The organism is Staphylococcus condimenti (genome assembly GCF_001618885.1).
In the GTDB taxonomy this organism is placed as follows: Bacteria; Bacillota; Bacilli; order Staphylococcales; family Staphylococcaceae; genus Staphylococcus; species Staphylococcus condimenti.
On record NZ_CP015114.1, the window covers coordinates 350,909 to 362,652 of the forward strand.

The following is an 11,744-nucleotide window of genomic DNA, read 5'->3' on the forward strand; positions in this document are numbered from 1 at the left end:
ATTAAAATGATTATAATTATTAGTAGAGGAGTGAGGCTTCCGTGGAAGAACGATTAAAACGCGTGAAGCAACAATTACAACAATCATCGTATAAATTAACTCCACAGCGTGAAGCAACTTTAAGAGTTTTGATTGAAAATGAATCTGATCATCTTAGTGCTGAAGATGTGTATTTAAAAGTAAAAGACAAAGCACCAGAAATCGGACTGGCAACTGTTTATCGAACATTGGAGTTGCTTGCTGAGTTAAAAATCGTGGATAAAATCAACTTTGGAGATGGCGTATCACGATTTGATTTGAAAAAAGAAGGCGAAAAACATTTCCATCATCACTTAGTTTGTATGGAATGCGGAAAAGTTGAAGAAATTGCTGAAGATTTATTGCCGAAAGTTGAAGAACGCGTTGAAAATGAGTTTAACTTTAAAATTTTAGATCATCGTCTTACTTTTCATGGTATTTGCAGCGAATGCCAGCAAAAGAAGAAAGAAGTTTGACATAGTAAGAGGGTGAAATGTGATGGAAACAAGTTATGATGTTGTTATCGAAGAATATTTAAAATTTATTCAAATTGAAAAAGGATTAAGCGCTAATACGATTGGTGCTTACAGACGGGACTTGAATAAATACAAAGAATATTTAGTGTTAAAAAAGATTAATAATATAGATTTTATTGATCGTGAGATTATTCAACAATGTTTAGGATATTTACATGACGATGGCCATTCAGCTAAATCAATAGCGCGTTTTATTTCTACAGTCAGAAGTTTCCATCAATTTGCATTAAGAGAGCGTTATGCAGCTAAAGATCCGACTGTATTGATTGAAACACCTAAGTATGAACGTCGGTTGCCTGATGTTCTAGATGTAGAGGATGTTCTTGCTTTGCTTGAAACACCTGATTTATCTAAAAATAATGGTTATAGAGACCGAACAATACTGGAATTATTATATGCGACTGGTATGCGGGTGACTGAATTGATACATGTTCGTGTTGAAGATGTGAATTTAATAATGGGATTTGTGCGTGTTTTCGGTAAGGGGAGTAAGGAAAGAATCATACCTTTAGGCGAAACTGTAATCGATTATTTAAAAAAATATATTGAAACAGTGCGTCCGCAACTGTTAAAACAAACTGTAACAGATGTATTATTTTTAAATCTTCATGGTAAACCTTTATCAAGACAAGGTATTTGGAAGCTTATAAAACAATATGGTGTTAAAGCAAATATTAATAAGAAATTAACACCTCACTCACTTCGCCACTCATTTGCGACGCATTTGCTTGAAAATGGTGCTGATTTGAGAGCTGTACAAGAAATGTTGGGCCATTCGGATATTTCTACAACTCAACTTTACACACATGTTTCAAAATCACAAATCAGAAAAATGTATAATGAATTCCATCCAAGAGCCTGACTGTTTAAAATAATGCACATCCATTCGAAAATTGGGTGTGCATTATTTTAATTTTCGTCTTTTTAATGCCTCATTGCGAGCAAGTTCAACTGCATGACGATCTCTTAATAAATGATGGTCGTAAATATAAGGAGAGTCATTTATTTTCGTCATCAATTGATAATCAGGATATTTGGATTTCAATCTGTTTTTTGTAGATTTTAATAGAGGTAATTCTACAACTTGGAACGTGTTATTTTGAGCTGCTTGTTTTTCTAATTGAGCTAGTAACTCTATATACTTATGTTTCTTTAAACCTAATTGCTCTAAATTGCTCAAATTATGATTTGCCACACGAGAAGCACGTTTAAATAATGTAGCAGCCCCTTTGCAATTGCCTCTTCTAAAGTGATAACAGCCTGTAGCGCATAAAATTAAGCTGACTACTGCATCCTCTTTTGTAAAGTCGGGTTGTTCCTTCCATGCTTCTTCTAAAATGTCATGACATAAAAAATAGTGTTGTTGCGCATGAAATTGATAATAAAATGACAAAAGTGCTTCATTCAATTTATTCACCTCCTGCTTCTCATTTATTTATTTTCAGCATTCATGTATAATATTTTACTGAATGATATACGCAATATGCAATTAAAGAAGGAGTAAGACTGTTACTAATAATACAATCAAACGATTATAAGCATATCCAAATATATTTATAATTGAATTGAGGTGACAATGATGTATAAGACTAAAGACATAATTGGAAAAATAAGCAATGCTGTTTCCAATCCGTCTAATCGTAAATATACAGCATACAATCGGGCTGCGAACCCATCGCAATGGGATGTACTAAAATAAAAGAAAAAGGTTACATTCTAACAAATAATATAAAATCCGCAACCATTGTTAAAGAATATGACAGATATTATGTCTCGGTATTAGTTGATCAACGCCTTTCTCCTGTTTTTAAATCAAAACAGACAGAGGACATCGGTATTGATTTGGGACTGAAAGAAGCTGTATTCACACCCTCCGGTGTGAAAATCAGAAGCTTCAAAACGAATCAAACGATTGTTAAACTTGATAAATCTTTGAAAAGACAACGACGAAAATTATCCAGGAAGAAAAAAGGTTCTCATAATTGGAATAAGCAGTTGTTGAAAGTACAAAGATTATACCGACGTATTAAAAACATTAAAAGAAAAATCAAACGCAAAGGCATGATGAGAAACAAAAGATGGGCCAATAGTTTTCAACAGATCGGACTCGGTTACATTGTTGAATGATTAAAAATCAAATGCCATGATTATGGTATTGAATTACGCTATGTCGACAGATTCTATCCCTCCAGTCAAATATGTTCGGATTGCGGCCACATACAACCCATGTCTTTGAATCAAAGAACGTACCATTATCATCATTTTGGAATGATTTAAGACAGAGATAACAATGCCAGTATTAATTTGAAACAAGCAACAGATTACATCGTGATAGTGTAATAAAAATAAAGAAAGGAAAACTGCTGAAAGGTTATCACACAATTTAAATGTCTCTATAAAGTTTCAAACTACGGTGGGCTACATCGGAAGTAACGCTCTGGGAGAGGTTTATAGACTTGATTTCAAATGGAATCAACCTCGTTGAAAAGAGAAATTCTCTAATGACATTTGAATATGTTTTTAGTAGCAGAAAGAAATGTACGAAGTTAAACTAGATGCTTTCAATGGTCCCTTAGATTTATTACTCCATTTAATACATAAGTATGAAATCGATATTTATGATATCCCAATGAAAGCTTTAACAGAGCAATATATGAACTATATTCATGCAATGAAAAAACTAGAAATTAATATAGCGAGTGAATATCTAGTAGTGGCTTCTGAATTATTGATGATTAAAAGTAAAATGCTTTTACCACAACATGATACTGAAATAGATGATGAGATTGAAGATCCAAGGGAAGACTTAGTAGGTCGTTTAATTGAGTATCAAAATTACAAAGAATATACTGAATTTCTAAATGAACTCAAAGAGCAGCGCGAGCAATTTTACAGCAAGCATCCGACCGATCTAAGTCATTTAGAATCTATAGAAACTTGGGATGATACTCAAACAATTGATTTAACCGAATTAATTATGGCTTATCAAAGAATCAAAACAAGAACATCTTTCAACACGCCTAAAAGTGTTACGATTCAAAAAGAAACTTTTACGATTGAACAAGCATCTAAACAAGTCACTGAAAAACTTGCAGTTTCTAGCTCCATTAACTTTTTTAGTTTGTTTACTTTCAATGAGAATACAGAAGAAGTCGTTACACATTTCTTGGCTATACTAGAAATGTCGAAAACGGGAATTATACAAATTAACCAAGTTAAAGATTTTGCAGATATTAACATTACTAGAGGTGTAAACTATGGTATTGGAGCTTAAAGGAATACTTGAAGGATTATTATACACAGCAGGTGACGAGGGGTTGGAAATTGAACAACTCACGGAAATCTTAGAGATTTCTGAAGAAGCTTTAAGTGAACTTGTTGCAAATTATAATTCTCCAGGTTTAATTATTCAACAATATGGTTCTACATTAGTTTTAACTACAAAATCAGAAGTTGCATCTTATGTAGAAAAATTGGTGAAGAATCAATCAAATATGAAACTTTCACAAGCTGCAATGGAAGTATTATCAATTATCGCTTATAATCAACCAGTAACTAGAAGTGATATTGAAATTATACGTGGCATAAATTCAGATGGTGCAGCTAAAACATTGATTGCGAGAGGATTAGTTGAAGCTAAAGTTGAAGATAATTCTCGCAGTCAGCAACTTTATACAACCCCTTTATTCTTAAATGTTTTTGGTATGACAAATTTGGATGAACTTCCAACAACAGAAGAAGAGGAAGAAGAAATCGAATCATTTTTCAATAATCTGATTAACCAAAAAGGAGATAATAATGAGTAAAGAATTAGAAAGATTACAAAAAAGAATTGCAAATAGCGGTTATACTTCAAGAAGAAAAGCAGAAACTTTAATTGTTGAAGGCAAAGTTAAAGTTAACGGTGAAACTGTTACAGAATTAGGTACGAAAGTTAAAGCATCAGACAATGTAGAAGTTGAAGGCGTTAAACTTGAACAAGAAGACAAATTATACATTTTGTTTTATAAACCAGCGCAAGTCATCACGAGTGTTTCTGATGATAGAGGTCGAACAGTTGTAACTGATTACTTTGATGACTTAGAAACTCGTATTTATCCAGTTGGAAGATTAGATTACGATACGTCAGGGCTTTTATTATTAACAAATGATGGAGAATTTACTAATTTAATGACGCATCCTAGATATAAAATCAAGAAAAAATATGTTGCTAAATTAAAAGGGTATTTGATGAGAGATGAAGTAAAAGCTCTAGAAAAAGGCGTTCAATTAGAAGATGGGAAAACCGGTCCAGCTGAAGTTAAAATTAAAAACCAAAATAAAGAAAAAAACACAACTGTTGTAGAGATTACAATCTCAGAAGGAAGAAATCGACAAGTAAGACGTATGTTCGAACATTTTGGTCACGAGGTATCAAAATTATCTCGGATTGAACTTGCAGATTTCCTTACACTTAAAGGACTAAATGCGGGAGAAGGTCGTGTGCTGACACCGCATGAAGTGAAAAAGCTTAGAAACTTAGCGGAAAACGGCTAATAGATTCATAAAAACAATGTGCTTATTGGGGCATTTAAATATATTATGAAAATAAAGCAGCCGATAAGTTTCAATTATCTTGTTGATATATGCTTATGATATAATATATATTGAAGTGAAAAGTCATTTGTTATAAAGTAGCTAAATAAAATTGGCGCCTAAACAATGATACAGTCAAATCTTAATTATCCAATAAAAATAAAAGATATGAACAAATAAATTCATACTAGATACCCAAATTATGTATCTACTTTATTTGTTGAGTCATATCAATACTTTTGGATACTCACATGGGAGGTAACAATAATTATGACAAAAATACTTGTCGTTGATGATGAAGAAAGAATTCGAAGACTGCTTAAATTATATTTAGAAAGAGAATCTTTTGATATCGAAGAAGCTCAAGACGGCAAAGAAGCATTAGATAAGGCATTAAATACTGATTATGCTTGTATCTTACTAGATTTAATGCTTCCTGAACTAGATGGTATTGAAGTTGCAAACCGTTTGAGAGAATACAAAGACACACCAATTATAATGCTAACAGCAAAAGGCGAAGAAACGAATCGCGTAGAAGGATTCGAATCAGGTGCAGATGATTATATTGTCAAACCTTTCTCACCACGTGAGGTAGTCTTGCGAGTTAAAGCATTACTTAGACGCACTTTAACAGCAACTTCAGAACAAAATGAACCTCACGCAAGAGACTTGATTGAATTTAAACACCTTGTCATTGATAATGATGCACATCGTGTACTTGCAGATGGCACTCAGGTCAATTTAACACCTAAAGAATATGAACTTTTAATATTCTTAGCCAAAACACCTAACAAAGTTTTTGATCGTGAACAATTATTAAAAGATGTTTGGCATTATGAATTCTACGGTGACTTGCGTACTGTAGATACTCATGTTAAACGTCTAAGAGAAAAGCTGAACCGCGTATCTTCTGATGCAGCACATATGATACAAACCGTGTGGGGTGTAGGCTATAAATTTGAGGTCAACAATAATGATGCAACGACTTAATAGTGTTGTCATAAAACTGTGGTTAACTATAATTCTTATAGTAACGACAGTTTTAATTTTACTAAGTGCAGCCTTAATTACTTTTATTCAAAACTATTATACGCAAGATACTGAGCAATCTTTAATAAAAGATGCTAAACGAATTAGCATGTTACTTGAAGAATCAGACAATAAGTCATTAGCTATTAAACATAGTAAAGCTTTAATTGAAGATCCGAGTGGTTTAATCATCATGAAAAATAAGAATGATGAATATTATAATTCTCACTCTAAGTTAAAAAATGAAATGATGAATGTTATTACTAAAAACCCGAAATATCAAAAAGTATTTACTAATAATAAAAAAACATCACAGCACATTAAATTAAAAGTCGATGGGAAAGTCAGAACATACGTATTACTTGGCTATCCGACAAAAATTGATACAAATAACCCCCATGGTGCTGTATTCATTTATCAAGACCTTAAAAGTATAGATGATACAAATAATGTCATTACTATTATTATTTTAGTAACAGCTGTAATTTTCTTAATTATTACCACTGTTTTTGCATTCTTTTTATCATCACGAATTACAAAACCGCTTCGCCAATTACGCACGCAAGCTCTAAATCTTTCTGAAGGTGACTATTCACAAGTCAATGATATCAATTCAAAAGATGAAATAGGAGAACTAGCACATTCCTTCAATATAATGAGTAGTGATATACAAAGACATATTGATGAAATATCAGCTTCTAAAAATATCAGAGACAGCCTAATCAATTCGATGGTAGAAGGCGTGTTAGGTATCAACGAAAAAAGAGAAATTATTCTTTCTAATGAAATGGCAAAAAAAATGGCTGAACAGCTTCGAACTACTAAAAAAGAACAATTTACTGACCAAATGGATCGCACATTCAAAGAAAAAGAAATTCAATTCCAAGACTACGAAGTGAATAATCGATTTTATGTCGTTATCATGAGTTACATCGAACAATTTCAGCCGAATCAAAGCGGTGTTGTAGCGATTATTCGAGACATGACCAATGAACATCAATTGGATCAAATGAAAAAAGATTTCATAGCTAATGTATCTCATGAATTACGTACACCAATTGCTTTATTACAAGGTTATACAGAATCAATTGTTGATGGGGTTGTTTCAGAACCTGATGAAATCAGAGATTCACTTTCAATTGTACTGGACGAAACGCAGCGTTTAAATCGTCTCGTAAATGAATTATTAAATGTAGCGAGAATGGACGCAGAAGGCCTATCAGTTAATAAAGAAGTACAACCTATTGATGATTTGTTAGAGCGTATGCAATTGAAATATCGACAACAAGCTGAAGATTTACAAATTGATATTAAATTAGCACCTGATACATCTGGTCAACTTTGGTATTACGATACAGATAGAATGGAGCAAGTATTAACAAATTTAGTGGACAATGCTTCTCGTTATACTTCACCGGGAGACGCGATTACTATCAGTGCTTCAGAATCTGATAAATACGACATTTTGTATGTAGCAGATACAGGCAGCGGCATTGCACCTGAGCATATTGATTTAGTATTCGATAGATTTTATAAAGTAGATGCTTCTCGAAAACGTGGTAAAGAGGGAACAGGATTAGGACTCTTTATTTGTCGCATGATTATTGAAGCACAAGGTGGAACGATTGACTTAAAAAGCCGTTTAGGTGAAGGGACTACATTTATAATTAAATTGCCTAAGCCGCCAAAAAATAATTAATACTATTTTTAAAGCATCCATTTTACTGGATGCTTTTTTTAAGCAATCGAATTGAATGATTGTATCTAATCCGATATAATAGATAAGAAAATAAAATAATAATGAAATTCATCTTCGGGGTCGGGTGAAAGTCCCAACCGGCAGTAAATTAAGCCTGCGACCTGTATTTATATTATAAATATGGCTGATCTAGTGAGATTCTAGAGCCGACAGTATAGTCTGGATGGGAGAAGATGGAGGGTTTATTTGTTGTGCTTAAATTCCTCCTATTCGCGTAAGATGAATGGAAGGAGTATTTATGAATCAACAAAAAAACAAACGCTTAATCATTATAAGTATGATGAGTGCAATCGCGTTTATTTTGATGTTTATCAAATTTCCGCTGCCATTTTTACCACCATACTTAACATTGGACTTTAGTGATGTTCCAGCATTGCTTGCAACATTTCTATTTGGACCAGTGGCAGGAGTTATTGTAGAACTTATTAAAAATTTACTTAACTTCCTTTTCAATATGGGGGATCCAATCGGACCTGTAGCAAACTTTTCAGCTGCAGTCAGTTTTTTACTTACTGCGTTTTATGTAAGTAAATTAATTAAAGGCAAATGGAACTTAGTTATCGGCTTAATTGCAGGCACTTTAGTTATGACTCTAATATTGAGCATTTTAAACTACTTTGTTCTATTACCTTTATACGGAATGATTATGAATCTTTCAGATGTAGTGAAAAATTTAAAAATAATTATAGTATCAGGTATTATCCCATTCAACATTATAAAAGGAATTGCAGTATCAGCTATTTTCCTTTTACTATATAAACGACTAAAAAAAGCATTAAGTTATTAATATTCAGAAACCCAGAAATTTGAAAAATAATTTCTGGGTTTTTAATTAAAAAAGAGACCAAAACAAGCAATATGTTTTGATCTCTTCCATTCAATCTATAATTAGCGAAGAATACTAACTGAATTGACGATTGACTATCATTATTCGAATTTTAGTGCATCTCCATCAAAAGGTTCATCTGCTATTTTAATAGAATCAGTAGGGCAACCTTCCAGTGCATCTTCCATGTCTTCATATAATTCTTCAGGTACTTCAGCGGTACCTTCATTATCATCAAGAATCACGTATGCAATGCCTTCATCGTCGTAGTCATAAATATCTGGAGCTGCTGCACCGCAAGCACCACATGCAATACATGTATCCATATCTACAATCGTATATTTAGCCAATTTTACTTCGCCTCCTTTTATAAAAATGCTACACTTATAACGTAATTTTTATTTTAACACCAGAAATTCTTTTTTCAATACAACAGATTATTAAGGTGATGATTGACTTGAAAGAAATAATTCAATACATAAAAACAAATGCTTATCATTATAAAACTGATAAAAGTCTTTATAATATAATCGTTGGTGCTAAAACTCATCAAACTTATTTTGATGCATGTAGCCAACAACTTTTATCATTATATCACAGTCATCCAAATTTAAAATATCCATCATTCGACCGAATATTCAATGACACTGATGAAAATAATAACAGTAACAGCAATACATTAAAAGTTTCACCGCGTTACACTTTTGAGAGTTTGCAACAAACATTTCAAGTCATCCAATTATTAACTCAAACAATTTCGAATCATCAGCATCAAAGCTTTTCATTTATACCTGTTTCACAGATTGAAAAAGTGCAAAAGAAAGCCAAGCAACTTTATTATCAAATTTTAAATAATAATGATGAGAAGTTATTTGAAAAAGAAATATACAATCTATTTGCATCTATAAATTCTAACAATGAATTGTCCATTCTTCATTATTTTTTACAAGGATACGAAGAAACAATGTATACGAATCAACAGGTGGGAATGATCGAATTAATTTCAGATGAAGAATTAATCAGAATAAAAATGAATGATTTAGTTGAAATGATGAATCAAATAGAAGATAAAGAAAAATTTAAAATTTTACATAAAACAATCATTTTGCCTGAATTATCACAAAATGCATATGAAACTTATCGTCATCTTAAAAATGATAAAAATATGCAGGAAATTGCTGTTATTGAAAGCGTAAAAGAAAATACAGTTGAAGATCATGTGCTCGAGCTCTTTATTAAAGGATATCTTTCTAATTATGATTTATATATAAATCAAACTTTTTATTCTGCATTTAAATCATTTTATCAAAATAACAAAGAAGAACGACTAAAAGAATTCAAATTAAAATTTCCAGATCACAGTTATTTCGAAATTAAATTAGCTATCGTACGTTTTTCTAGGGAGGAGTGACCATGTTACAAAAAGCATTACAAGAGTGGTTTGGATTTGATGATTTTAACCCTGGACAAGAAGCAATCATTCAGAGTGTCCTAGATAATCAAAATACTTTAGGTATTTTACCTACTGGCAGTGGTAAGAGTTTATGCTATCAACTTCCAACTTATATCAATCAAAAACCTACGTTGATTATATCTCCATTAATATCATTAATGGATGATCAAGTGATGCAAATGAAGAAAAAAGGAGAACGTTCCGTATGTTACGTACATTCTGGGATGAGTTTAGAAGAAAAGAATAAAAATCTTAAGTTTATAAAAAAATCAAAGTTTATCTTTTTAAGTCCTGAGTTCATTTTAAACCGTGATAATATCAATTTTCTACGTGACATAGATTTAGGTTTGATTGTTCTGGATGAAGCACATTGCATTACAGAGTGGGGTTATGATTTCAGACCCCATTATGCACTTGTAGGTAAAATTACTGATCGATTCCCAAAAGCAACTGTATTAGCCTTGACTGCTACAGCTCCAAAGCATTTAAAAGAAGATTTGAACGAAGTGGTAAATACTCAATTTCGTGAAATCAAAACGAAAATGGATCGTAGCAATATATCCTTAACACATTTCAATTTTGACAATGATAATGAAAAAATGAAGTGGCTATTAGAAAAAATCAACTGTAGCGGCCCCACAATTATTTACGTATCGTCAAAGAAAAAATGTCGAGAACTTGCACAAGAAATATATAAAGCAGGTTATTTAACTGGAATATATCATGGTGATATGTCTTATCAAGAACGGCAAACAGTGCAACAACAATTTATTCAAAACGATATTCCTATTGTTGTTGCAACCAGTGCTTTCGGAATGGGGATTAATAAACCCGATATAAGAACAGTCATACATTTCCACCTTCCTACGAGCCCATCAAGCTATATACAAGAAATTGGCAGAGCAGGTAGAGATGGCATATACAGCCAAGCAATTAGTTTATATCAATCGGATGATGCATTCCTGTTAGAAACATTGCTTTTTTCAGATATGATTACAGACGCAGATATAAATGCATATAAAAACGGTATGCTGTTACCTGTCGAAAAACAAAGTATTATTGACGTTTTACGTACCAGATATTCTATTAATGAAATTCATCAAATATTCCAACGTTCAGAATCCCGTAAAAAAGAAGGGTACATTAGAATGTTGGGTTACAAAAACCTCACTACTTGCAGAAGAGAATATTTAATGTCTTATTTTGGTGAAAATGTACAAAAACCTGAATCTTGTTGTGATAATGATGGAATCCAAGAAATTATAAATGTGAAAAACCCTAAAAAAGTAACGCGAAAAATGAACTATTTAGAAAAACTCAATCAAATCTTCACAAATAATTAAATTTTTTATCCATAATAAATGTTAATGTGGATAGAACGTAGTTTACTTACACTCTAAAATCAACTGTTTTAAACGATGAATTTCTGTAACATAAGGTTGATAAGAAGCTTACTAAGAATTTAAATGTAATATTAATCAAAAAACATGTTTCAATACACATTTTTTGTTTGGCTAAGCATATCAGCACAAGTTATAATAATATTAC

The 11,744-nt window shown here is 32.0% G+C and carries 14 protein-coding genes and 1 riboswitch; of the genes, 12 read left to right on the forward strand and 2 right to left on the reverse strand.

Annotation, left to right across the window (positions count from 1 at the left end):
- Positions 1–41 precede the first annotated feature (41 nt).
- Together fur and xerD are read left to right on the forward strand one after the other, a co-directional pair.
- Positions 42–494: a ferric iron uptake transcriptional regulator gene (gene fur, locus A4G25_RS01845; protein WP_046099301.1), complete on the forward strand. Its 453-nt coding sequence runs from the start codon at positions 42–44 to the stop codon at positions 492–494.
- A 22-nt stretch (positions 495–516) separates the two neighbouring features.
- The gene (gene xerD / locus A4G25_RS01850; protein WP_047131033.1) at positions 517–1,416 is read left to right on the forward strand and encodes a site-specific tyrosine recombinase XerD; all 900 of its coding nucleotides are present in this window, start codon (positions 517–519) and stop codon (positions 1,414–1,416) included.
- Positions 1,417–1,458: 42 nt separating this feature from the next.
- On the opposite strand, the gene A4G25_RS01855 is transcribed toward xerD, so the two are convergent.
- Positions 1,459–1,971 carry a DUF309 domain-containing protein gene (locus A4G25_RS01855; protein ID WP_232011922.1) on the reverse strand — a complete coding sequence of 171 codons (513 nt, stop codon included), beginning with the start codon at positions 1,969–1,971 and terminating at the stop codon, positions 1,459–1,461.
- A gap of 263 nt (positions 1,972–2,234) precedes the next feature.
- On the opposite strand from A4G25_RS01855, the gene A4G25_RS01860 reads away from it, so the two are divergent.
- The 8 genes from A4G25_RS01860 to A4G25_RS01890 all read left to right on the forward strand — a co-directional run bounded on the left by A4G25_RS01860 (position 2,235) and on the right by A4G25_RS01890 (position 8,704).
- Positions 2,235–2,681: a transposase gene (locus A4G25_RS01860; RefSeq protein ID WP_047131035.1), complete on the forward strand. Its 447-nt coding sequence runs from the start codon at positions 2,235–2,237 to the stop codon at positions 2,679–2,681.
- A 27-nt stretch (positions 2,682–2,708) separates the two neighbouring features.
- On the forward strand, positions 2,709–2,831 hold the full coding sequence (locus A4G25_RS13370) for a zinc ribbon domain-containing protein (RefSeq protein ID WP_418080436.1): 123 nt from the start codon (positions 2,709–2,711) through the stop codon (positions 2,829–2,831).
- A 259-nt stretch (positions 2,832–3,090) separates the two neighbouring features.
- On the forward strand, positions 3,091–3,828 hold the full coding sequence (locus A4G25_RS01865; RefSeq protein ID WP_047131036.1) for a segregation and condensation protein A: 738 nt from the start codon (positions 3,091–3,093) through the stop codon (positions 3,826–3,828).
- Complete coding sequence (scpB, locus tag A4G25_RS01870) at positions 3,812–4,360, forward strand: SMC-Scp complex subunit ScpB (protein ID WP_047131037.1); 549 nt, start codon at positions 3,812–3,814, stop codon at positions 4,358–4,360. The genes A4G25_RS01865 and scpB overlap by 17 nt, the downstream gene beginning before the upstream one ends.
- The gene (locus A4G25_RS01875; RefSeq protein WP_047131038.1) at positions 4,353–5,090 is read left to right on the forward strand and encodes a pseudouridine synthase; all 738 of its coding nucleotides are present in this window, start codon (positions 4,353–4,355) and stop codon (positions 5,088–5,090) included. Before scpB ends, A4G25_RS01875 begins: the two co-directional genes overlap by 8 nt.
- Before the next feature lie 309 nt (positions 5,091–5,399).
- Positions 5,400–6,119 carry a response regulator gene (locus A4G25_RS01880; protein ID WP_047131039.1) on the forward strand — a complete coding sequence of 240 codons (720 nt, stop codon included), beginning with the start codon at positions 5,400–5,402 and terminating at the stop codon, positions 6,117–6,119.
- Entirely contained in the window at positions 6,106–7,857 is a 1,752-nt protein-coding gene (locus tag A4G25_RS01885; RefSeq protein ID WP_169746295.1) for an ATP-binding protein, read from the forward strand. The genes A4G25_RS01880 and A4G25_RS01885 overlap by 14 nt, the downstream gene beginning before the upstream one ends.
- 106 nt (positions 7,858–7,963) lie before the next feature.
- Positions 7,964–8,096: riboswitch (FMN riboswitch) on the forward strand.
- Positions 8,097–8,155: 59 nt separating this feature from the next.
- Positions 8,156–8,704, forward strand: coding sequence for an ECF transporter S component (locus A4G25_RS01890; protein ID WP_047131041.1), 549 nt, complete (start codon positions 8,156–8,158; stop codon positions 8,702–8,704).
- 140 nt (positions 8,705–8,844) lie between these two features.
- Here the strand turns inward: A4G25_RS01890 and A4G25_RS01895 are convergent, their stop codons facing one another.
- Positions 8,845–9,093: a ferredoxin gene (locus A4G25_RS01895; protein WP_047131042.1), complete on the reverse strand. Its 249-nt coding sequence runs from the start codon at positions 9,091–9,093 to the stop codon at positions 8,845–8,847.
- 98 nt (positions 9,094–9,191) lie between these two features.
- Between A4G25_RS01895 and A4G25_RS01900 the strand changes: the two genes are divergently transcribed.
- Both A4G25_RS01900 and A4G25_RS01905 read left to right on the forward strand, forming a co-directional pair.
- Positions 9,192–10,154: a helix-turn-helix domain-containing protein gene (locus tag A4G25_RS01900; RefSeq protein ID WP_047131334.1), complete on the forward strand. Its 963-nt coding sequence runs from the start codon at positions 9,192–9,194 to the stop codon at positions 10,152–10,154.
- 2 nt (positions 10,155–10,156) lie between these two features.
- Positions 10,157–11,539: a RecQ family ATP-dependent DNA helicase gene (locus tag A4G25_RS01905; protein ID WP_047131043.1), complete on the forward strand. Its 1,383-nt coding sequence runs from the start codon at positions 10,157–10,159 to the stop codon at positions 11,537–11,539.
- Positions 11,540–11,744: the final 205 nt, after the last annotated feature.

What these genes read in the sequence shown, in the direction of transcription:
- A4G25_RS01860 (WP_047131035.1), top strand. Translation starts at nt 2,235, where the DNA reads ATGGGATGTACTAAAATAAAAGAAAAAGGTTACATTCTAACAAATAAT.
- A4G25_RS01880 (WP_047131039.1), top strand. Translation starts at nt 5,400, where the DNA reads ATGACAAAAATACTTGTCGTTGATGATGAAGAAAGAATTCGAAGACTG.
- xerD (WP_047131033.1), top strand. Translation starts at nt 517, where the DNA reads ATGGAAACAAGTTATGATGTTGTTATCGAAGAATATTTAAAATTTATT.
- A4G25_RS01890 (WP_047131041.1), top strand. Translation starts at nt 8,156, where the DNA reads ATGAATCAACAAAAAAACAAACGCTTAATCATTATAAGTATGATGAGT.
- A4G25_RS01885 (WP_169746295.1), top strand. Translation starts at nt 6,106, where the DNA reads ATGCAACGACTTAATAGTGTTGTCATAAAACTGTGGTTAACTATAATT.
- scpB (WP_047131037.1), top strand. Translation starts at nt 3,812, where the DNA reads ATGGTATTGGAGCTTAAAGGAATACTTGAAGGATTATTATACACAGCA.
- A4G25_RS01900 (WP_047131334.1), top strand. Translation starts at nt 9,192, where the DNA reads ATGATTGACTTGAAAGAAATAATTCAATACATAAAAACAAATGCTTAT.
- A4G25_RS01875 (WP_047131038.1), top strand. Translation starts at nt 4,353, where the DNA reads ATGAGTAAAGAATTAGAAAGATTACAAAAAAGAATTGCAAATAGCGGT.
- A4G25_RS01905 (WP_047131043.1), top strand. Translation starts at nt 10,157, where the DNA reads ATGTTACAAAAAGCATTACAAGAGTGGTTTGGATTTGATGATTTTAAC.
- A4G25_RS01865 (WP_047131036.1), top strand. Translation starts at nt 3,091, where the DNA reads ATGTACGAAGTTAAACTAGATGCTTTCAATGGTCCCTTAGATTTATTA.